The sequence below is a fragment of the Rufibacter sediminis genome (assembly GCF_014269285.1).
GTDB lineage: Bacteria > Bacteroidota > Bacteroidia > Cytophagales > Hymenobacteraceae > Nibribacter > Nibribacter sediminis.
This window is the reverse complement of record NZ_JACOAF010000053.1, coordinates 4,250-26,268: the sequence shown is the minus strand read 5'-3', so window position 1 is coordinate 26,268 and position 22,019 is coordinate 4,250. Positions and strand designations below refer to the sequence as shown.

Below are 22,019 nucleotides of genomic sequence, written 5' to 3'. Positions count from 1 at the left end.
AAACTATGCGAGTTAGTAAAGATAACAGGTTTTGGGGAAGGGGAGGAGAAGTAGGGTTTCTGTTTTACTTTTTTACTGGTATAGTTTTAAAATTGAATTCAATTGAGTTTTCAAATCCTTTTTCACTTGCTGCTGTATAAAATTCTATAAATTCATCGATGTACTTCCAGTTATTATTTCTGTTGTCAGTTAAAAACTCAATAAATTCATCCCAACTTTCCCAGATTCCTATAACATATCCAGATAAACTGTACTTTGCTTCATTTCGTCTATCAGGTTGTATTATATCTACTATCACACCATCAATATCCTTTTCAATTAAGAAATCTAAGAAAATATCTTTTGCTCTTTTAGGTATGATTGAAGTGTTAGGCGCCTTTTCTGATTCTTGTAGTTGGCAATCGTAAAGCATCTCCCAAACGTATTCGTTAAGGTTAAGTGCTCTAGAGCAGTATTCTGCAAAATAACTTATTGCATAATCTCTTAGCTCATCTCTTGATATTGGGAAATTATCTATAGAGCCTTTAAGCCAGTCCCCAATTAACCTGCTCTCAAATAAATAAGGATACTTTGCATTTTGAAAAAGCTCTCTGAAAAATGTTTTATATAGTATTTCTGAATTAGCCGAGTTGTAATAATTCCTGCTTAATTCTTGGTTGTAATCTGAAAGCTTATTTCTAAGGTCATCTACATCATAGCCTACAATTGAAGAATAACTATTGTATGGAGGCTGTGATTTAAGGTTTGCAAAATGAAAAATACCCTTAATTACCCTTTCGAAATCTTCTCTGCTTTGGAAATCTTTTATGTTCATGAATCTATACCTTAGTTCAAGCTGAAGCCCTTCGTTAACGTAATGAGATATTAACCTATTAAATTCTTCTTGTGATGAAGCTCGAGCTTTGGTGAATGATACTTCTGAAATATTCCCTTCATTTAAATTGTACATAAAATATTTGTTCCTATGAAGAGGGAATACTACTGATAAGTGGTCTTGCTTGTTATCCCAATCACGAGCGTGCTTGTCAAAAATGATAACCAATAACTTTATTATTTTTTCTATATCATTATCATGAATTGAGAAGTAGCTTTTGTTATTACTTAAATATTCATCTAGTATATAATGTTTTGAAGAATTGTTGGTTCTTCTGTCAACTTGTTTCAAAAAGTACCGATTATTTCCGTATGAATGGTTGTTAGATTGCAAGTAGGCGTGATAGTTTTTACTTAAATGCTCAAATACAGAAGCATACTTCATACGCAAAAGCTGGAGATAAAAGAAATCTCTAAAATATATTTCCCCATGTAGTCCTTCCATAGTAACAGCAATAGTGTTTGTAACTCTTGTGACATCTCGAATGCTGCTAATCCAATCCAGTAAATTTATATCATCTCTATGATTTTTGTTAGATATAGTTGATTCTATGGAATGATGTAAAGAGGTAGGTAATAAATGTTTTAAATTAAATATTAATCTATTTTTTAAAATTGCAGGTTCAAAATAAGGTAGATTGATTTCAAGTTGAAAAATTTTCTCTAAGAAAAGTTCATAGTTATGTGGGTTGTATTCACTAATCGCTTTTAAAGCATAATCTCTATCATATGCTGCTAAGAAGATTGTTTTTTGAAAGTTGGCTGTGTTTCTAACCAAACGGAAGACTTCAATGATCTCATGTTTGTCTAAGCGGTCTAAGTCATCTATGAAGATGATTATTTTCTTATCAATCTTTATTAGTTTTTGATTGATTTGATCATGAATGCTACTGAGGGAACTATCACTTGTAAATAAGCCAAGAACAACTTTCAAAGATTGCGTTATGCTATTATCATTCACTGTGACTAGTTTGTCAGAGTAAATTGCAAGCTGATGAGCTAGTGAAGAGTAGTAAGGATTTAGTGCTTCTTGAAGTGTGTTAAAGAAGTCTTGTATGATGGCGCGTGGAGAGCTATTGTTCCAAGCATTAAAATCTATGATGATGTTCTCTTCTTTGTTCAGCTCTCTTTTGATGAGGTCAAAAAAAGATGTTTTACCCATTCCCCATTTTCCATTAACACCAATAGCAAAAGACTTGTTGTGGTTGTAAGCTTCAATCTTGTCTGCTACTGTTTTCGCATAAATGCTATAACCAAGTTTGTCTTCTTTTTTATCACTAAGTGGTTCGTCATCAAAAAATGTTGTTAAGGAGGTCTTCTCTACTTGGCGTTTCTGGAACTGCCTTGACCAATTCAAAATAGTTAGAGCTGTATATAATAATATGAAGTCTGCATACTTAATGTTTGGTATTGTTTGGAAGCCAGTAAGTTCCCATGTGCTTTTGAAGATTCTATGATATAAATAGAAAGCACTAATTGCAAGTAAGATAAGAATGGAGTTGTTGGCAATAATTCTTTTCCTCTTTCGGTAGGTAAGTAAAATTAGTGCCACTGCTGCTAAAATGAAAATGACATCATTAAACCAATTACTTTCGCAGTAGGTTAGCAGGTGTTTTACAACCGTATCGCTTAAAAGCTTCTCTACTGGAGTATGGAAGACAGATAAACCTGCAATAGTGGCTAAGATTGTTAAAGTTTGCCCGTTTATTATTTTAGAGGCTAGTTTAGATATTCTGCTCATAAACCAAATATAAACAAAAGAGCACCTGCTTTTTCTTGAAAGCAGGGGCTCTTTTCATGAAATAGCAGTTGTTTCAATTGGTCATATAGTACAGAAACTCACCCATCCGTTTCCCGAACTGTAATATAAAGTAGATAGAGAGTGCTATCAGGAAAAACTTTACATACCGGTGCCGGAGCAAATACATTTTTTTCTGCATGACTTTTGAAGAGGAGCGAGGGCGTTGAAGTGGTTACTCTAACAAGATATGCATTCTTCAGACAACCCACAAAATCCAAAGTAGAGGTATTTTGGTAGAGGGCTTTAGGCCTCTTTTCTCATAAACAAGCCTAAAGTGCAAACGGTGATTCCTTCAAAATATCTGACCTTAAAATCGCTCTGGCCTATATTATTAGACAAAGTAGTTTGGTGGTTAAGCTGTTGTATAACAGGATAATAAGAAGTTGGTCTGCCTTGATAAATAGGGGTTTAGGCCGGTTTTTAAATATTAATGTATCTAAATATTTAAAAATCCGTTCTAGCTCCTGATAACGGGAGGAAGCGTAACCTCCTCTATTGGTGCCGAAAAGGGTTTAAGGCTTTTGGGAAAAGCAAATTCAGTTTTGGCACGGAAGTTGAAAAGAGACAAAACACAAGAGATAAACTTTTATAGACTCTAAAAAGTACTACCATGAAAAAGCTAAGTTTGATATTCGCCCTGATGTTCTTAGTGACTGTTGCTTTCAACAATGCTCAGGCGCAAGAGAAAAAGAAATGGAGTCCGCAAGCCAAAGGCGCGGTGATTGGAGCTGGTACTGGTGCTGCGGCAGGTGCCATCATCAACAAGCGTAACCGGGTAGTGGGCGGTGTTGTAGGTGGTGTTGTAGGTGGCGCCGCCGGATACGGAGTTGGTAAAATCGTAGAAAACAAGAGAAAGAAAAAAGCAGCTGAAGAGGAGGCTGAGTTCAACAGAACCGTTGCCGCTAACAGAGCCTACGCGTATAGCTCTTCTAATAGAGCTTCTTCCGCTAAGAAATCAACTTCTACCGCAGCTAAAACCGCTGCTGTTGCCGCACCGGCTGCCGCTCTGGCCTACACCGGTTACACTGCCGGTCAGCCGCAGATCATGACTATGTCTAACCTGTCTTTCCTGCCTAACGAGAACTACGGTGACTATTCTAAACCGTACGCCGATTCTGAATACAGAAGAAAAAGCTGGTAAGTTGGCAATAGCCTATAATTATGAAGCCCAAGCCTGTGCTTGGGCTTTTTTTGAATACCAATTTAAAATATTTGAAACTCCTAATATTCTAATGGAGTATGTGGTTTAATCATTCACCAAACACACTACTATGAAATCATACCTCTTTATTTTCGCATTTGCTGCCGTGCTTTCTTCCTGCTCTAAAATGGAGGATAAAAAAGAACCTGTTAACGTGCAGCAACTGAATCAACAGTTTATTGGTGCGTGGAACAGCAAGAACTCTTCCCAGTTGGATACCCTCTTAGCCGATGATGCCCATTTTGTACAAGGCGAGGTTCATTACAACGGTAAATCCGAGGTATCCCAGAAGTGGGTACGGGAAACCATGGGGACCATTGAAAACCTCAGGACGTTCTCGGTAAGTTCCGGCGCCGACGAAAACATCGCCTTCGAGGGCGGTACCTTTACCGTAGACGTGATTCCGTCTGACCGGCAGTTGCCCAAGGGCGAAGGCGAAGGTAACTTCATGTTGATCTGGAAAAAGAACGACAAAGGTGCCTGGAAACTACATTACGCTCAGTTGGAAGACCATCCGGTGCAGGTAGCCAGATAACCTACCGATAGCATTCATTTATAGAGGCTTGGAGATGATTTCTCCAAGCCTTTTCTTTTGAGGTATGCACATTGAAATGCAATCTTTTCGTCTCCTTGATTATCCCGAAAGCATCTTAAAGACGAACGGAGACACCAGCTGAAGAGAAGACTTGTGGCCCGGCATATGATCCTACCAGAACGGATAACTACATTGATTGTGCGTAGAGTTAGCGTCAGCGCTCTACGCACTTACCGGACAGCCAATCTCCTGATTGGCGTACTGGAAAAGGGCAGATGTTTTAACCTTGCTTTTAGAAAGAGTATGGGAAATGAATTACAGTATTCAGCTGACAAGTTTCTCCAATCAGGAGATTGGCTGTCTGAGAGTGACGTCGTCAGAGACTACGCACAACGCAGCATCATAATTTGGCTTGAGTCTATGCACAATGCACCGCACGACGCATCTTGATAGGGCTTGTGACTACAAACACATACAAATGAAAAAAAGCTGATCATTTTACGCCCGTTTTTCTGAAAACACCTATAAATCAAAAAGGCACCGCATGCGGTGCCTTTTTTGCATTGATAATAAGAGTTGTACTGCTTACACAGAGAAACTGTCGCCGCAGCCGCAGGTACGGCTGGCGTTGGGGTTGTTGAAGAAAAAGCCTTTGCCGTTCAGTCCGTCAGAGAAATCCAGCTCGGTGCCGGCCAGGTACAGGAAGCTTTTCATGTCTACCACTACCTTCACGCCTTTGTCTTCAAACTCTTGGTCCATGGGCTTTACCTCGTCATCGAAGTCCAGCTTGTAGGACAAACCAGAGCATCCGCCGCCAGCCACAGAAGCTCTCAAGCGGAAGCTGTCATCTATGTTAGAATCGTGCTTCAGCTTTTCTACTTTTTCTTTTGCTTTATCAGAAACGGTAATCATACGCGTGTCCTTTCTTTATTTTAGGAGACTGGGTTCAGCACCACACTGAATACCGTGATGGTGTTAATGTCCCGGCCGTAATATAGTTTATCCAACGCATCATACATGTTGGTCGCCCGGAAGTAGGAGGTGTTCAGTTCGCGCTCGCCCCGTGCCACCCACTGGATGGTAAAGGAGCTTTGTTGGTCACGCGACTGCCGCACATAGTCCAGCATCTTCCGGAGCGCATCCACCCGGTCATAACCTGTTACCGTATGGAACAGGAAAGACTGGTGGTGCCGCGGGTTCACGGTAATCAAATCCAGGCGCATCCGGTCTTCCATGGGGCGGAAGTCAAACAAAAGCTGACTTCCCTCCAGGCCTAAATGATCCTCAATCTGTTTCTGAATCCGGGCGCTCTCTACGTGCACATTGGTGGTTGCCTCCATTGCGCTCGCAGAAATCTTAGTGGTGTGCTTTAGCCTCTACCAATGGCTCCAGTCCGTTTTTCACGCGGTAGTCATTGATAGCAGATTTGATAGCGTCTTCGGCTAAAACAGAGCAGTGAATTTTAACCGGCGGCAACGCCAATTCTTCCACAATCTCCATGTTGTCAATGGCCAGCGCCTCGTCAACCGTCTTGCCCTTCAACCACTCAGTGGCCAAAGAAGAAGAAGCGATGGCAGAACCGCAGCCGAAGGTTTTGAACTTGGCATCGGTGATCACCTGGTTCTCATCTACTTCAATTTGCAGACGCATAACGTCACCGCACTCAGGGGCACCTACTAAACCAGTACCCACGTTTGATTTTGATTTGTCCAGCGTACCTACGTTGCGTGGGTTGCTGTAATGATCGATTACTTTATCTGAATAAGCCATGGCTTTATTTTAATTACAATTGAATATTTATGAATCAAGAATGGAAGTAAGTAACTAGTTTATACGCTTTTAACTAAAAGGAGGTAATGCCAGGTTACTTATTTCCATTCCTAACTGAAATGTTAGTGTTCTGCCCACTCTACGGAGTCAAGGTCAATACCCTCTTTGAACATTTCCCATAGCGGGCTTAGTTCACGAAGTTTAGTAACCGCTTCTTTCACGTGGCTGATGGCGTAATCCACTTCCTCATCGGTGGTGAAACGGCTCAACCCGAAACGCAGGGAAGAGTGCGCCAGGTCATCGCTCATGCCCATGGCTTTCAACACGTAAGACGGCTCCAGGGAGGCAGAAGTACAAGCCGAACCAGAAGAAACGGCAATGTCTTTCACGCCCATCATCAGACCTTCACCTTCTACATATTTGAAGGAAATGTTACTTACGTGTGGCAGACGGCTCTCTTTGTTTCCGTTCAGGTAAGACTCTTCCATTTGCAGCAACTCGCGCTCCAAGCGGTCACGCATGGCGATGATACGAGCAGTGTCAGAGGCCATGTCGGTGCGGCAGATCTCGGCGGCTTTGCCTAAACCTACAATACCAGGCACGTTCAGGGTACCGGAACGCATGCCGCGCTCGTGTCCGCCACCGTCCATCTGGGCAGTAACTTTCACCCGTGGGTTTTTACGACGCACGTACAGGGCACCAACGCCTTTAGGACCGTACATTTTGTGACCGGAGAAAGCCATAATGTCAATGCCATCGGCTTCCACGTCCACCGGAATTTTACCTACGGCTTGGGTGGCGTCTGAGAAGAACAGAACGCCGTGTTTCTTGGCAATCTGTCCAATCTCTCTGATAGGCTGTATTACGCCTACCTCATTGTTCCCATACATGATAGAAATCAGGATGGTCTTGTCAGTGATCGCGGCTTCCAACTCGTTCAAGTCAATCAGACCTTCTGAGTTTACTTGTAAATAAGTAACCTGTCCGCCTAACTTCTCAATGTGCTTGCAGGTATCCAATACCGCTTTGTGCTCCGTAGTAGCCGTGATGATGTGGTTACCTTTGGAGGCATACATCTCAAACACGCCTTTGATAGCCAGGTTGTCTGACTCAGTGGCGCCTGAAGTGAAGATCAATTCTTTAGGGTTACAGTTGATCAAGGCCGCGATCTGCTCACGGGCATAATCTACCGCTTCTTCGGCGGCCCAGCCGAACGGATGGTTCCGGGAAGCAGCGTTCCCGAAATGGTTGGTAAAGTACGGCAACATGGCCTCCAACACGCGCGGGTCCATGGGCGTGGTGGCATTATTATCTAGATAAATCGGAAATTTCAGCATCTTCGTCAGTAGTTTTCCTTGGTTGGCTTATCAAAAAAACAGATTTTCTTCTCAGTTAGTTTGATTTGCTCGCAAAAATACACAAAAATCGTTACTTAGAATACCTTTAAATAAACCGTATGCATGTAGAACATATTGGCATTGCCGTAAAAAATTGCCAAGACGCGAATCAGTTGTTTGCCAAATTACTAGGAGCAGAGCCCTATAAAGCCGAAAATGTTGAAAGCGAAGCGGTTAATACTTCCTTTTTTCACGTGGGGAACACCAAAATTGAGCTGCTGGAAGCCACCGCGGAGCACAGCGCCATCGCTAAGTTCATAGAGAAGAAAGGGGAGGGAATCCACCACATCGCTTTTGAAGTAGAGGACATTCACGCCGAGATGGAACGCTTGAAAGCCGAAGGGTTCCAACTCCTGAACGAGGCTCCCAAACGCGGCGCCGACAACAAATTAGTCTGCTTCGTACACCCAAAATCAGCGAACGGCGTGCTGGTGGAATTGTGCCAGGAGATTAAGGAATAGCGGTTTAGTGCGTTTTGGGGCTGTTTTGGAGAAACTAGTGGAGAAACGTATTTGGCGGAGACGCTCGCAGGTCCTCCGGACGCTACGAGGTCTTTGGAGCAGGCGGGAAGGTGCTTTGAAGGGCTGTTAAAATCCGGTTGTGCTTGATGTACTGTTTCAGAAATCAAGCCTAGTGGAAGTTTCGTGTGGCACTATCCTGAAAGATACCAAGTGTAGAAGAAGTAAACGGGAAAAGCCGACACAAGAACTGACAAGGCCATCAACGCAAAAGACCTCGTAGCGTCCGGAGGACCTGCGAGCGTCTCTCCCCCCGCTGGCGCGAGCCTCCGGCTCGTGTCCGGACGCATATCTGATTTTTCAAGACAGGCAAGGCGTTTATATAGCATGAGGAGCTTCTGCATTACCAAAAAAAGGAATGGGTAATGTATCAATCGGCAATGCCAGCGGACACGGGCCGGAGGCTCGCGCCAGCAGACGTGCTAACTTCTATTAGCCTACTCAAAAGGAGAAACGCAGCCATTGTCGTCTGCTCAAAAGACCTCGTAGTGTGCGCAGCTCCTGCGAGTGTCTCCGCCAATCCCGTATCCAACGCGTTTGCCAATCCTGTTTTCCGGCCGTTTTCCCCAAAATAGTCTCAAATCACTGGGGTTTGCCAAAGCCTGCCCGTTGCCGTACCTTTGCAGCCTAAACGACGCTGTTTTTCCAATCCGGAAGGGGCGTTTAGAAAGAACAGAATCAATTTGTTGCCCATGACTACCCCGGATATCACGCTTCCAGAACACCCAGTTTTTGCCGTAGTGGCGCAGGCCGCAAAGGAATTGAATACCGAGGCGTACGTCATTGGCGGTTTTGTGCGCGATTTAGTCTTAAAGCGCCCGTCCAAAGACATTGACGTGGTGTGCATTGGCAGCGGCATTGACCTGGCGCAACTGGTGGCCAGCAAACTGCCCAACAAACCCAAAGTGGCCGTGTTCAAAAATTTTGGGACGGCCATGTTGCGGACGCAGGACGGCTGGGAAGTGGAGTTTGTGGGAGCCCGCAAAGAGTCTTATCGGTCGGATTCCCGGAAGCCCGAGGTAGAGCAGGGGACATTGGAAGATGACCTGAACCGCCGCGATTTCACCATCAACGCCATGGGCATCAGCCTGAACGAAGGCAGTTTCGGGGAGCTGATTGACCGCTTTGAGGGCATGAAAGACCTGCGCCGCAAGAACCTTAAAACACCCTTAGAACCCGGCATCACGTTCTCAGATGACCCCTTGCGTATGATGCGCGCCATCCGGTTTGCCTCGCAGCTCAACTTTGACATCGACCCCGACACCTTTGACGCCATTGGCGAGAACAAGGAGCGTATCAAGATTGTGTCGCAGGAGCGCATCACTGATGAGCTGAACAAGATAGTGCTCTCCAAGAAGCCGTCGTACGGGTTCAAGCTGTTGTTTCAGACGGGTTTGCTCCACTTGATCTTCCCGAAGATGGTGAAGCTGCACGGCGTGGAAACCATCAACAAGAACTCGCACAAAGACAACTTTTACCATACCCTGCAGGTGCTGGACAACGTGGCAGAAGTCTCTGATGATCTGTGGCTGCGCTGGGCCGCCATCCTGCACGACATCGCCAAGCCCGAGACCAAGCGCTACAACGAAAAAGTGGGCTGGACGTTCCACGGCCACGAAGACCGCGGTGCCCGCCAGGTGCCCAAGATTTTCGCGGACCTGAAACTGCCGCTCAACGACCACATGAAGCAAGTGCAGAAACTGGTGCGGCTCCACCTGCGGCCCATTGCGCTGGTGAAGGAAACCGTCACCGATTCTGCCATCAGAAGATTATTGTTTGAGGCCGGCGATGACATTGACCTGCTCATGCAACTCTGCAAAGCTGATATCACCTCCAAGAACCACGACAAGGTGAAGCGCTACCTGCAGAACTTCGAGAAGGTAGAGGCCAAACTGAAAGAAGTGGAAGAGAAAGACAGCCTCCGCAACTTCCAGCCAGTCATCACGGGCGACCTGATCATGCAAACCTTCGGGATTGCGCCGTCCAAAGAGGTGGGTGTCCTGAAGAACGCCATCACCGAGGCCATTCTGGAAGGAGAGATCCGGAACGAGTACGAGGAGGCGTTCGCGTTTCTGCTGGAGAGAGGCAAGATACTGGGCCTCGCTCCGGTAGGCTCTGTCTAAGCTACTCCCTTACATGCCGTCAGCCCTCGGTTTTGGGCCTGTTTTCAGTAAAACAGGCCCAAAACCGAGGGCTGACTTTTATAGCTGCGGGGCTATTGAAGCAAGGGCAAAACTTTCTCCTGCAGAATCTTCAGCTGCGCATCCAGTACCTGCTGGTTGAACCCGTGGGCCGTTTGGGGCAACAGCACCAGGCTTTTCTGCGGCGCTTTTAGTTTCTGGAAGAACGCAGTGGTTAGCTCCGGCGGAGTCAGGATGTCCTCTTCGCCCTGAAGGTAAAATGCCGGAACCTTCAGCTCAAATCCATCTCGTAGATAATTTATTCCCGAGGCCATGGCGGGAACCCCCAAGCGCTCATCTCCTGTAAAATGGACAAAGGAATAATCATCCCCATCGGCGCGGTGCTGGTTTTCGGGTTCCTTGTCATATTCCGGGGAAAGGACCATCCAGGCAGAGGGGGCCGGAAGGGAGCGCTCCCTTTCATACTTCTTGACCACGCGCAGCATCTGGCCATAACTTTTGGCGGCAGTGTAAGGCGGGGCACCCAAAGAGCGAAGGAGAGTTAGGGAAGGTTGATCGTCTGCTTGTTGGGCCAGTTGCAGCACCTTCTGGTAAGCGGCCGTAAAGTTTTGGGAAGCGTTTACCACCTGCGAGTGCCCTACATATGCATGGAAAAGATCCGGGCGCTTGAGGGCCATCTCCATTCCCAGCACCGAGCCCCAGGAAGTACCCAGCAAAATGACTTTCGTTTTACCCAGCCGCTGGATCAGGTACTCCGCCAAGGCGATGCCGTCTGAAGTCATCTGTTCCAGCGTCAGGGGATTTGCTTTCAGAAATTCCGGGCTTATCTCAGAAGGGGCGATCCGCCCGAAAGTTTTCCCCGATCCTCTTTGATCCCACTGCACCAAAAGAAAGTCTTTGGCCCAGGCACCGTACATCTGATCTGCGTAGGGGCTTAACGGACTGCCGGGGCCGCCGTGCAGGAACAGGAGCACTGGCTTAGAAGGGTTGCCTTGCAGCGTCACCCACTGCTCCTGGCCGTTGATTTGGATAAAGCTTTTTTCCTGCAGAAAAGGACGGGTCGAAGGAGGACTTCCCTTTTTAGCTTGCGCTGTCCCCAGGAAAGGGAGGGAGAGAAATAAGGCGATGCACCAATACGAGAGCGTGAAACCAAGGCTTTTCATTTTTTCAAGTTCAAATGAGGTGGAAAGGAAGGGGAACTGGGTAGGATGGGACATGTGAGTCCATAAAAAAAGGAGGACTTTGCCAGAAGCGCGTCCTCCCCAACAAAAGCTTCTCAAGAAATCCAGAAAGAGAGCTTTCGGTTGCTTTTCTGTTTCGGGCCTGCTTTTCCAAAACCAGGCCCGAAACAGGATTTATTTTCGGCGGCTGATGTGGGAGCCCCCTGATTGTTCAATCTCTACCTGCTGCACGTCGCCCAGGTACTGCACGTTACTGGCCCCGCTGGCATCGGCTTTCAGGTGTTTCTGCACGTTTACCACGCTGCGGCTTGCTCCGCTCAGGTTAATCTCGGCGGTTTGCGCTACCAGCTTAGAAGCCTCTACCTGCGTAGCGCCGCTTCCGTCAATAGTCAGGTTATCGGCGTGGCCTTTCAGGTTCGTTCTGGCGGCCCCGCTCAAGTCCAGTTCCAGATGGCCCGTGCTGATGCTGCTGGCGACCACGCTGGCCCCTGATTGTCTGATGGTGAAGTTCTCTGGCGCGAAGCCAACAATCTCGGCTTTCACGGCTCCGCTGAAATCCACCAGCGATAAGTCTGGCGTTTCCACCTCAATGAGGACCGGAGCTTTGCTCACTTGCCAGATTCTGAAAACCTCGCTGTCCCGTTTGATTTTCAGTACACCGTTTTGTACCCGAAGCTGGAGTTTTTCCAGTTCCTCTTCTGAGCCGGTTACCCGCACATTGTGCTGATAAGACTGCCGAACTCGGATGTGATAGGCGCCTCCAGCTTCAATCTCAGTGAAATCGCGCACATTGTAGCGTTTGGTGATGCCGTCGTACTCATCGTTCAGCACTGACAGGTCATCATCCAAACCAACGACCGGACGGTTGGCGGCGGGGTTGGCGGTAGTGTCCACCTCGCTGCAGGTAAGGCAAACCAGGCGGCCGTCTTTCATCTGCCAGGTGTTGCCGGCCAGATCGTCTGAATAATAGTCGCCGTTGGAGATCTCCTGCGAGAAGTGGTTGGCGAATCCTTCAGAGAAACGAAGCTGTTTTCCTTCGGGGATCAGAATTCTGATGTCCAGATCCTGGTCACGGAAGACAGAGTTCGGTTTGAACGTGAAAGCGTCATCGAACCGCAGCACCGAGTCCTGCTGCATCATCTTGTAGGAAATCATCTGGGCGTTTTTGATGGCATCCTCCTCGTTCAAGCCTTTGGCCTTGTACGTCTGGACTACTTTAACATCGGTGCCGTTGTAGCCTTCCAGCTTCACCTTCATCCGATGCCCGTATTGGTGATTCGTGTCCCGGATGTTGAAGACCATGGTCTTGAACGCGGCCGCCGGGAAATTCTGCTCCGTGGCATACTCGCCCGATTCCTGGAAGTGACGGGTGGTCAGGGCAATGCCGCTAAGCAAAGCCGCCACCGCTAAAAGCCACACGCCTAGCATAGACCAGCCCACGGCCGGGCGCAGTAAAAAGCGTCTCGCCAGTAACCCCACGCCTAGCAGGAAAAGGAGCAGCGCCGGGATGATGCCCGCAAAGAAAGCCGCCCAAACCAGCCACGATGGTACCGCATTGAAGAAAGCCGATGCCGGAATAGACCCGAAGTTGATGTATTCTGGTTGCTCATAGATGCCTAACCCTACCATCAAACCCGTGAGCAGCGCAATCATAAAGGCTCCTGACACTAGCATCATCATCAGCCCCGCAAACACCCGCACCATCGTGATCAGGAAACCGATGATCGGGTTCAGCACCCTGGATAGAGCCTGGATCACCTGCGAAACCAAACGTACCGGGAACAAAAGGACTTTGGCTAAGGTGCTCTCCTGCCCGTTAGCGTCCCGCATGTTCAAGTTGTTTTTAACCGATTCTTCTATACTGGAGAGCGTGACGGGGTTTCCCTGCATTTGCACCCGCTCGGTTATAGATTTAGCCTCCGGAACGGCAATCCAAAGAATGATGTAAGGAATCAACCCGAAACCGCCGATCAGGAACATGACCAGAAACAGCAACCGGATAATGGCAACGTCGGCCCCAAAGTAGATGGCGATACCGCTGGCCACGCCCCCTAGCTTTTTGTCTACCGGATCGCGAAAGAACTTACGCACCGGAATATCAGGCAAGGCGGCGTTTTGAGGCAAGGCAACCCAGCAGATGACGTATAAGACGACGCCCAGCAAGGTGAAACCACCGGTAAAGGGTACCCCTAGCACCAGCAGAACAAACGCCAGTCGTACCCAAAGTGGGTCCATTTGCAGGTAGTTGGCAATACCCGATGCCACACCTGCCAATACCTTGCGGTTCACATCGCGGTACAGGCGTTTATGCTCTTTGGGGATCTCCGTGAAAGGAGGAGGGGTGGCGTTGCTAGCAGAGGCTTTGGCCGATGCAGCTTCAGTTTCCTCGGCCTCTACGGTCTCAAAATCAGCAATGGTTCCCATCTGCGCGGTGAGGGCCTGCACGTCTTCCCGGGTGATCACCTGTTTGGTGGGGTTCAGGCGCGAGAAGAAGATCTCGGCAATACGAGACTCAATGTCTGCCACAATCTCCTCGTGCCCCTCATACGAGGAGAAATAGGTCTTGATGGCGGCAAGGTACTGGCTCAACATCTCGTAGCCGTCTTCCTCCACATGGAAGATCATGCCTTGCAGGTTGACACTTATATTCTTTTTCATGGCTAGTTGGATTTCTTGCGGTTGATGATGAAGGTGGTGGAGTCTACCAGTTCTTGCCAGGTGAGACGGAGTTGGTCAAGGAACTCCCGCCCAGTGGCGGTGAGGGTGTAATACTTGCGGGGTGGCCCCGAGGTGGATTCCACCCAGGAGTAGTCTAAGAGGCCGGCGTTCTTCAGTCTGGTCAGTAATGGGTAGAGCGTCCCCTCCACTACAATCATCTTGGCGGCGGTCAATTCCTCCAGCATATCAGAGGCGTAGACTTCGCCGCGGGCGATGATCTCCAGAATGCAGTACTCCAGAATCCCTTTCCGCATCTGCACTTGTGTGTTTTCTACTTTCATGGTCTGTGAGTCTGAATTATTGATACAAATATATAAGAAGGTACTATGTAAAACAAGGTACTAGTGAAATTTATTTTTGGTTACCGATTTATGCCTGAAATGCTTGCGGTAAGTACTAGGAGGGCCTTAAACGGGAGCGGTGGGCGAGCTAGGAAAGAAATATGAATAAAGTTGGAACAGATCTGACTAAAAGCTTGTAATAGCGCTACAGGAATGTTGTTATAATGTAGAGACAGGGCTCTATATTTACATATTATTTCTGTCTATGATCTATTACTATCTTTTATGGTAAAAAAACTTATACTAAATTTTTGCCTTCTTGCTCTCTATCTGCTTCCTGACCAAAGTCAGGCGCAGAATATCTCTGCGCCCAAATACAGCAATGAGTTCCTCAACATTGGGGTAGGCGCAAGAGCTTTGGGAATGGGAAGTGTGCAGTCAGCGATTGTGCGGGATGCCACAGCTGGTTTTTGGAATCCTGCCGGATTGGTGGGCCTGCCCAAACGCCATAATGCCGTGTACATGCACTCAGAGCTTTTTGCGGGCATCATCAAAAACGATTACGGTTCCTACGCCACCAATCTTGACTCCACCAGCGCCCTGGCGTTCTCGGTTATCCGGATGGGGGTGGATGACATTGCTGACACCCGTCGCCTGCAAAATGAATATGGGGCCATCCAGTACGACAGTATCGAGTTCTTCTCGGTGGCCGACTATGCTTTTCTGGCCTCCTACGCCCGCCAAAGCAACCTGATCAAAGGCCTGACCCTGGGTGCCAACGCCAAAATCATCTACCGCAACGTAGGAAAGTTCGCCAACGCCTGGGGCTTCGGGATTGATGCGGGTGCTCAGTTGCGCCGGGGCAAATGGCAGTTTGGTTTGATGGCCAGAGACATTACTACCACCTTCACGGCCTGGAAACTGAACCCCGATGAACTGGAAGCTACTTATCTGAAAGATGAGGAGTCCTTTAACGCCAACAGCATTGAAGTTACCCTCCCTCGCCTGATTCTGGGCGTAGGTCGCTCCTTTCAGGTTGCCAACCGGTTTTCTGCCCTGGTGTCCACAGACCTGGAAGTAACCACCGATGGCAAGCGCAATACCTTACTTTCTACCGGAGTTGTGTCCGTTGATCCACGGGTAGGCCTTGAATTAGGGTACGCCAATACCGTGTTTTTACGCGGAGGCCTCAACAACGTGCAGAAAATTGAAGACCTTGACGGGAAAAGCAGTTGGGAGATGCAGCCTAACTTTGGAATAGGCGTGGCTACGCGTGGTTTGCAGCTTGACCTTGCGTTATCTAAGGTATCAGACAACTCCCAAGTCTCCTCTGTGATTGTTTCCCTGGCCTATAGTTTTGATTGATTTTTGTGTGCGAACTAATCTTATGAAGACACCCTACTATCTCAAGTATTTTCTTTTCACCGCTCTCTTTACCCTTGTTCTGCTGGGCACTTCTAACCGTGTCAACGCGCAGCAGGTCACGTACGGAAATGAGTGGATCAACTACAGCCAAACCTATTATAAAATCAAAGTGCCCACCACCGGCATTTACCGCCTAGACAAAGCCTATCTGCAAGCGGCTGGAATCAATGGGGTAGACCCACGTAACTTTCAACTCTACCGCCGGGGCCAAGAAGTCTCTATTCACGTTGAAGGCGAGGCGGACGGTTCTTTCGATGCCAATGACTTCATTGAGTTCTACGGGCAGAAGAATGATGGCGCTCTAGATAGAGAACTTTATAAAGACCCTACTGCCAATCATATCAATCCCTTCTATAGCCTATACACGGATACCGCTGCCTATTTCCTGACCTGGTCCACCACTCCAGGGAAACGGATGGTGAGTTATTCCCAGACCTCTTCCGGGTTAACTCCTGCAACTTCGCACATGCAGGAGCAATCATACTTCGAAAACAGTCAATACTCCAGAGGGAAGAGGTATGGTGAAAACTATATGTCTTGGATGGACGCTGGCGAAGGGTTTACTGGTGGTTCTACTAATGGTACTACCTATAACTTACTAGCTATGGCTTCTAACATGTCCACTGAAGGCCCAGCTCCAAAAGTTGAGATTGCCCTAATCGGAGCTAATGACAACAGCCACGAGATGGATGTTTTTGTAAAGCCTCCTGTTGGCGCAGAGCGTTTAATAGGAACTATCAGAGTTGTAGGTTACAATTCAATAAAACAGGAATTCACCTTAGCTAACAGTGATTTTTTTACAGATGGAAAACTCGTGCTTCGCATTGCCGCTAAAAATACAGCGTCACGGTTCCGAGCTATTTACTTTAAAACAATCTACGCACAGAGGAATATCCTTACCGAGAATAACTTAACTGTTTATCCTGTTGTACCTAACGTTACCCCCTCTTATTATTTATTTGAGGGAAGTACTGCTACCAATGCCTTTGGGTATGACCTCACCTCCTTAGAGAATATTAAGCGAATAGCCGGCACAGTAGCCGGCACCCAAAAAGGCTTTGTTTTTCCTGCCTCATACACCAAGGGAATACTATGGTCTGGGGCAAATCTGGTACCCCCGGCAGCTAAGGAAGTAAGATTTAGGTCTGTAGCCAATAACAAAGCTGACTATCTGATTATTTCACATCAAAGCTTGATGGTCCCAACTGGCTCTTCCTCTAATCCGGTTCGTGATTATGCCGCTTATCGAGCATCTATATCAGGAGGAGGACACGATACACTAATCATGGAAGTGGGAGATATTTACAACCAATTTTTCTATGGTGACAAGTCTTCTGCTGCAATCAAAAGGTTTATGAAGTATTTAATTGCTAATGGGAAACCAGAATACCTGTTCCTGTTAGGAAAAGGGTTAGAGTATGATAATGTTACGGCAAGAAAAAATCCTGCATCCTTAGCTTACAAAGATTTAGTACCAACTGGAGGAACACCTGGGTCTGACGTCTTTTTTACCTCTAATTGGGAAACTGGTGATTATACTCCTAAAGTAGCTACTGGCCGCTTACCCGCCAGTACTCCACAACAAGTTTTGGATTATCTCTCAAAAGTACGGACACATGAGAGTCTGCCATTTAGTTTGGATTGGCGCAAGAACATGCTTCATTTGGTGGGAAGTAGCGGCGATGAGCAACGAACACTCCTATCTTATATGAGAAGTTATGAACGTATTGCGGAGGGAGTGTGGCTAGGTGCCAATGTGCTGACCAAAATCAGAAGTGCTACCGGGGGGCTTGATACTCTAAATATAGCGAGAGAGTTGAATTCTGGTCTTTCACTAATTACGTTTTTCGGCCACAGTTCTTCCACCGTTTCTGATTTGGATATTGGCCTAGTATCTGATGTGGTGAATGGGTACAGGAACAATGGCAAGTATCCTATGATTCTGATGAACGGGTGTAATGCCGGGAATACCTTTAGTGTTTCCCGCTCATTCGGTGAAGATTGGCTTTTAACCCCTGAGAAGGGATCTATCTCCTTTTTAGCTCATGATAGCTACGGATATCCTTCTCTGCTGAACATTTTCTCTTCTAATTTCTATACCACCGCCTTTGGTGACTCTGCTTATTTGTCCAAGCCTTTAGGGCTCCAACATCAGAAAACTATTGAATTAACCGCATCCAGAATCAGTGGTGAGAATGCTACTGCCATGTTCATGCAGATGGTACTGCAATCAGACCCTGCCCTACGCTTACTAGGCCCTGAAAAAGCTGATTATGCAGTTGCCAATGGGGGAGCTACCCTTCACGCTATCGATGGATCTAATATTACAGCAAATTCAGAAAAATTCTTGCTTAAGTTGGATATTCGTAATTATGGTAGAGTGAACTTAGACACATTCTATGTCTCAGTAACCCGAAAGCTGGAAAATGGAACTGAATTGGTCTATGAAAAGATGAAAGTTGCTCCTATTTACTATCGGGATACCCTTGAGTTTGAACTAGACGCAAGAACCACGGAAGGGGCAGGTATTAATACGTTTACCGTCAAATTAGACCATACAGATACCATAGAAGAATTAGACGAATCAAATAACACAATTACTACTGAATACTTCTTCTCCAAGAGCGGGGTATTGGCAGTATTGCCACGGGAGTATGGCATAGTAAAAGAACAAACAGTGAAATTGATTGGGCAATCCACTGATCTACTCGCCGATCCCCGAGGGTACTACTTTGAACTGGATACAGTTCACACCTTCAATAGCGCTTGGAAGAGAACCCATGTAGTCCAGTCTGCCCTGATGCCAGTTTGGGAGGTGACCCTTCCGGCCAACACATCTACAAGAGACAGTGCAGTTTATTACTGGAGAATGCGGTATGAAACCATTGCAACTGGCGAGGATACCATTTGGGCAACTAGCTCTTTTAGATATATCCCTGGTAGTGTGGAAGGTTGGTCTCAGAAAGGATATGGCCAATTACAGAAGGCCGATAAGCAGAAACTCGTAGATAATCCAAGTAACAAGACATACAGTTTTGCGCCTACTTTCCGAATATTCGAAATAAAGAGTGTGGGTGGAGCTGGAGCCTTTGGTTATCCTCCTTATGGGATTTTCTTGGATAACTTCAAAACGATTGAAGCTGACTGTGGCGGGGTGGCTTCAAATATGATGGCCATCATCTTGAATGACAAAACCCTTGAGCCTTATACCGGAATGCCTACTACTTCTGGTTCTATATGTGGTACTACACCTAAGTTTGTATATCATTTCTCCAACTTGAATAACGCCGCCAACCGAACCCGTTTGGAGCAGTTCTTGAATTCCATCCCAGAAGGATACCATGTAGCATTTATGTCCATGGGAAATGTGCCGTTCTCTACTTTCCCTGAGAGCATCAAAGCTGGGTTTAGAAGCCTTGGTTCGACCATGATTGATCAGTTGATGACCGGAGACCCTTTTGGGCTGATTGGTAGGAAAGGGGCAGCACCTGGAACAGCTATGGAAGTGGGGCCAGTATTGACAGATACAACACCTCGTAACTTGCAGACTATCCGGCTTGAGAAGCAAATTAATTCACAGGAGTCACAAGGTGCTTTGTTATCAACCCTCATTGGTCCTGCCAGAGAGTGGAAGACTTTACATCATCAAGTTAAATTGGAATCTTCAGACAGCTACAAACTGGATGTAATTGGAGTGGACAAGAATGGACGTGAAATATTAGTGGCCTCCAATGTAACTTCATCTACCTTTAGCTTAGATGGGGTTGATGCGAATACTTATCCTTACCTCAGATTAGGGCTTACAATCAAGGACGAGACTCAACGAACTGCTCCTCAATTAAACCAATGGATAGTCTTGTATGAAGGTGTTCCAGAGGGATTAATGCGTCCTGATCTGGTGGGACTGGATAAGTATAAAAAACTTTCTGAGCAGGCTGCCAATGGGGAAGTGGATATCCAGTTCGCTTTTCATAACGTGAGCGAAGTTAGTTTCAATGACTCTCTCACTGTAGAAACTACTTTATTTGAGGAAAACGGCTCAAAAACGTTAAAGACCTTCAAAGTAGAGCCACTGCAGAAAAATGATACCGTTTTCTTCAGTCATAAGATCTCTACCTTAGAAATGAAAGGTTCAAGCAGATTAAGGGTAACGGTGAATCCAAGAATTTTGCCGGAACAGAATTACTTGAATAACACCCTTGAAATTCCTTTCACCAGTTTACTGGCACCTGGAATGCCTCCGGTGTTGGACGTAGCGTTTGATGGTGTTCGCATTCTAGATGGGGATATCGTTTCTCCTAGTCCGTTGGTAAGCATTGTCTTGCAGGACAACAACCGGAAGATTCCAATCACAGATCCCACTTCCGTGAAAGTTTATCTGAAAAGGCCAGGCTCAGAGTTTGAGGAGCTGAATCTATCTGCTAATTCAAACATTCGCTGGTATCCGGCAGATGATAAGAATGACTTCAGGGTTGAATATCATCCGGAGAAATTAGAAAACGGAAAATATACCTTAGAGGTGCAAGGGTTTGATGCACTTGGACAACGGGCCGGAAGCGAGCGATACAGTGTCAACTTTGAGGTGATCAATGAGTCTACCATCACTAATTTCTATCCTTATCCTAACCCGTTCTCTTCAAAAACAAGATTTGTCTTCACGTTAACTGGTTCAAAAGTACCGGACCGAATGAAACTTCAAATCTTAACAGTAACTGGTAAAGTAATTCGTGAGATTCAGAAAGAAGAGCTAGGACCAATTAAGATTGGGAACAACGTTTCTGAGTTTGCCTGGGATGGTACTGATGAGTACGGAGATAAATTATCCAATGGAGTATACCTCTACCGGGTAGTCATGGACAATGGCCCTGACGAGATGAAACACCGGTACACCGAAGGAGACAGAGCCTTCAAAAAAGGTTATGGTAAAATCTATATTCTCCGGTAGAGGGTATTAGACACCATACTTCTCAAAGTTTATATTTAAAGCAAAAGCCACTTATTTCAGTGGCTTTTGCTTTAAATATAAGTAACACACAGCCTTAGTTGTTTTCTGATAAGAAAGGGAATTGAGGCTGATGAAATAAGATAGCGAAGTAGTAATGAATAGAATATCTGTATGAATGCAATTTCTAAACTGGCCGTAGATCAGAAGGTAGAGATACATAGAATCCATTCTTTGGATTACCTGAGAGGATTGATGGCTTTTCTCATTGCCGTTTACCATTATATCATTTGGGTGTCTGACCTTCAGGGGGCAGCGAGCTTTTTCGGGAGAATTGGTGTGTATGGAGTTTCTATTTTTTATATACTTAGTGGATTAACACTGTACCTCGTCTACAAGGAGAAATTAACTTTTTCAACTCAATCTATAACCTCCTTTTACATAAGACGGTTCTTTAGAATCTATCCATTGCTTTGGGTGAGTATGGGACTAACCATTTGGCTGAATAAAGGGGAATATACCTTCCAACTTCTCTTTTTGAGTTTTACCGGGCTTTTCGGATTTGTTGCACCCAGTATGTATATAGGTGGCGTGACCTGGTCCATTGGCAATGAATTGGTTTTTTATAGTTTATTTCCATTTTTAGTGCTGGCTTTAGAAAATAGGAAAAGATTGTTCTATTTGATCATGGCAGGATTATTATCAATCAATTTGTATTTTATATTTTACGCATTTGATCAAACAATCTCTTTGTTTGATGGGCAGTGGGGCATATATGTAAATCCTTTCAACCACGTCATTCTATTTGTCATGGGAATTCTGTTGGGGTATATTGTGACAAATAAACCGTTCAAATTAACTCCAAGAATTCAGGTAATACTTTGGTTAATAGGAATCGTTGGCCTTTTCTTTTATCCAGCTTCAGGAGATTTGATCCATATAGTGCAAGGATGGGCAAGAGTTTTTCTTACACTCTTCTCCTGCCTTATTTGTTTATGCTTTTATATTTCAACTTTTAATCCCCCGAGATTGCTGCATCGGTTGCTCGAAAATATAGGTCAGGTATCTTATTCTATCTACCTTATCCATCCCGTTTGCTTTATCGTTTTAATTCGTTTGAACCAACAGACTTTTGATGTTAAGATACGTTATGTGTTTTTGGTGTATATCTTAGTGACGTTAGTGGTGAGTAATTTCCTATATTATGTATTAGAGAAGCCGATGATCAAACTTGGT

General features: G+C 46.0%; 15 protein-coding genes. 7 read left to right on the top strand and 8 right to left on the bottom strand.

The genetic code is table 11. The features are described 5' to 3' along the window. Positions 1-64: 64 nt before the first annotated feature. Positions 65-2,614, bottom strand: a complete 2,550-nt coding sequence (locus tag H7U12_RS20650) for a KAP family P-loop NTPase fold protein (RefSeq protein ID WP_186641706.1) — start codon at positions 2,612-2,614, stop codon at positions 65-67. Positions 2,615-3,284: 670 nt separating this feature from the next. Here H7U12_RS20650 and H7U12_RS20645 point away from each other — a divergent pair. Next, positions 3,285-3,815, top strand: a complete 531-nt coding sequence (locus tag H7U12_RS20645; RefSeq protein ID WP_186641704.1) for a YMGG-like glycine zipper-containing protein — start codon at positions 3,285-3,287, stop codon at positions 3,813-3,815. 130 nt (positions 3,816-3,945) lie between these two features. Then, entirely contained in the window at positions 3,946-4,410 is a 465-nt protein-coding gene (locus tag H7U12_RS20640) for a YybH family protein (RefSeq protein WP_186641702.1), read from the top strand. 585 nt (positions 4,411-4,995) lie between these two features. Here H7U12_RS20640 and H7U12_RS20635 read toward each other — a convergent pair. The 4 genes from H7U12_RS20635 to H7U12_RS20620 all read right to left on the bottom strand — a co-directional run bounded on the left by H7U12_RS20635 (position 4,996) and on the right by H7U12_RS20620 (position 7,517). Then, on the bottom strand, positions 4,996-5,322 hold the full coding sequence (locus H7U12_RS20635; protein WP_123127280.1) for a HesB/IscA family protein: 327 nt from the start codon (positions 5,320-5,322) through the stop codon (positions 4,996-4,998). A gap of 20 nt (positions 5,323-5,342) precedes the next feature. Further along, positions 5,343-5,750: a hypothetical protein gene (locus tag H7U12_RS20630; protein WP_186641700.1), complete on the bottom strand. Its 408-nt coding sequence runs from the start codon at positions 5,748-5,750 to the stop codon at positions 5,343-5,345. Positions 5,751-5,766: 16 nt separating this feature from the next. Then, complete coding sequence (gene iscU / locus H7U12_RS20625; protein WP_181304155.1) at positions 5,767-6,180, bottom strand: Fe-S cluster assembly scaffold IscU; 414 nt, start codon at positions 6,178-6,180, stop codon at positions 5,767-5,769. Between the two features lie 122 nt (positions 6,181-6,302). After that, positions 6,303-7,517 (bottom strand): IscS subfamily cysteine desulfurase, encoded by a 1,215-nt coding sequence (locus tag H7U12_RS20620; RefSeq protein ID WP_305123081.1) that lies wholly within the window; start codon positions 7,515-7,517, stop codon positions 6,303-6,305. 119 nt (positions 7,518-7,636) lie between these two features. Between H7U12_RS20620 and mce the strand changes: the two genes are divergently transcribed. Both mce and H7U12_RS20610 read left to right on the top strand, forming a co-directional pair. Then, the gene (mce, locus tag H7U12_RS20615; protein WP_186641698.1) at positions 7,637-8,038 is read left to right on the top strand and encodes a methylmalonyl-CoA epimerase; all 402 of its coding nucleotides are present in this window, start codon (positions 7,637-7,639) and stop codon (positions 8,036-8,038) included. 749 nt (positions 8,039-8,787) lie between these two features. Next, on the top strand, positions 8,788-10,218 hold the full coding sequence (locus tag H7U12_RS20610; protein ID WP_186641696.1) for a CCA tRNA nucleotidyltransferase: 1,431 nt from the start codon (positions 8,788-8,790) through the stop codon (positions 10,216-10,218). 92 nt (positions 10,219-10,310) lie between these two features. Here the strand turns inward: H7U12_RS20610 and H7U12_RS20605 are convergent, their stop codons facing one another. From H7U12_RS20605 to H7U12_RS20595, 3 genes are all read right to left on the bottom strand, one after another. Then, on the bottom strand, positions 10,311-11,399 hold the full coding sequence (locus H7U12_RS20605; protein WP_186641694.1) for an alpha/beta fold hydrolase: 1,089 nt from the start codon (positions 11,397-11,399) through the stop codon (positions 10,311-10,313). A 192-nt stretch (positions 11,400-11,591) separates the two neighbouring features. After that, positions 11,592-14,075 (bottom strand): PspC domain-containing protein, encoded by a 2,484-nt coding sequence (locus H7U12_RS20600; protein WP_186641692.1) that lies wholly within the window; start codon positions 14,073-14,075, stop codon positions 11,592-11,594. Positions 14,076-14,077: 2 nt separating this feature from the next. Then, positions 14,078-14,416 carry a PadR family transcriptional regulator gene (locus H7U12_RS20595; RefSeq protein ID WP_186641690.1) on the bottom strand — a complete coding sequence of 113 codons (339 nt, stop codon included), beginning with the start codon at positions 14,414-14,416 and terminating at the stop codon, positions 14,078-14,080. 285 nt (positions 14,417-14,701) lie between these two features. On the opposite strand from H7U12_RS20595, the gene H7U12_RS20590 reads away from it, so the two are divergent. The 3 genes from H7U12_RS20590 to H7U12_RS20580 all read left to right on the top strand — a co-directional run. Next, the gene (locus H7U12_RS20590; RefSeq protein ID WP_186641688.1) at positions 14,702-15,781 is read left to right on the top strand and encodes a putative type IX sorting system protein PorV2; all 1,080 of its coding nucleotides are present in this window, start codon (positions 14,702-14,704) and stop codon (positions 15,779-15,781) included. A 22-nt stretch (positions 15,782-15,803) separates the two neighbouring features. Beyond that, positions 15,804-20,786 (top strand): putative type IX secretion system sortase PorU2, encoded by a 4,983-nt coding sequence (gene porU2 / locus H7U12_RS20585; protein ID WP_186641686.1) that lies wholly within the window; start codon positions 15,804-15,806, stop codon positions 20,784-20,786. 171 nt (positions 20,787-20,957) lie between these two features. Continuing rightward, positions 20,958-22,019: acyltransferase family protein (locus H7U12_RS20580; RefSeq protein ID WP_186641683.1), on the top strand; the 1,062-nt coding region annotated here is incomplete at its 3' end.

Excerpts from the sequence above, each read along its gene's own strand:
- H7U12_RS20595 (WP_186641690.1), bottom strand. The coding sequence starts at position 14,416 with ATGAAAGTAGAAAACACACAAGTGCAGATGCGGAAAGGGATTCTGGAG.
- H7U12_RS20605 (WP_186641694.1), bottom strand. The coding sequence starts at position 11,399 with ATGAAAAGCCTTGGTTTCACGCTCTCGTATTGGTGCATCGCCTTATTT.
- H7U12_RS20645 (WP_186641704.1), top strand. The coding sequence starts at position 3,285 with ATGAAAAAGCTAAGTTTGATATTCGCCCTGATGTTCTTAGTGACTGTT.
- iscU (WP_181304155.1), bottom strand. The coding sequence starts at position 6,180 with ATGGCTTATTCAGATAAAGTAATCGATCATTACAGCAACCCACGCAAC.
- H7U12_RS20650 (WP_186641706.1), bottom strand. The coding sequence starts at position 2,614 with ATGAGCAGAATATCTAAACTAGCCTCTAAAATAATAAACGGGCAAACT.
- H7U12_RS20630 (WP_186641700.1), bottom strand. The coding sequence starts at position 5,750 with ATGGAGGCAACCACCAATGTGCACGTAGAGAGCGCCCGGATTCAGAAA.
- H7U12_RS20640 (WP_186641702.1), top strand. The coding sequence starts at position 3,946 with ATGAAATCATACCTCTTTATTTTCGCATTTGCTGCCGTGCTTTCTTCC.
- H7U12_RS20620 (WP_305123081.1), bottom strand. The coding sequence starts at position 7,517 with ATGCTGAAATTTCCGATTTATCTAGATAATAATGCCACCACGCCCATG.
- H7U12_RS20590 (WP_186641688.1), top strand. The coding sequence starts at position 14,702 with ATGGTAAAAAAACTTATACTAAATTTTTGCCTTCTTGCTCTCTATCTG.
- mce (WP_186641698.1), top strand. The coding sequence starts at position 7,637 with ATGCATGTAGAACATATTGGCATTGCCGTAAAAAATTGCCAAGACGCG.
- H7U12_RS20600 (WP_186641692.1), bottom strand. The coding sequence starts at position 14,075 with ATGAAAAAGAATATAAGTGTCAACCTGCAAGGCATGATCTTCCATGTG.
- porU2 (WP_186641686.1), top strand. The coding sequence starts at position 15,804 with ATGAAGACACCCTACTATCTCAAGTATTTTCTTTTCACCGCTCTCTTT.
- H7U12_RS20635 (WP_123127280.1), bottom strand. The coding sequence starts at position 5,322 with ATGATTACCGTTTCTGATAAAGCAAAAGAAAAAGTAGAAAAGCTGAAG.
- H7U12_RS20610 (WP_186641696.1), top strand. The coding sequence starts at position 8,788 with ATGACTACCCCGGATATCACGCTTCCAGAACACCCAGTTTTTGCCGTA.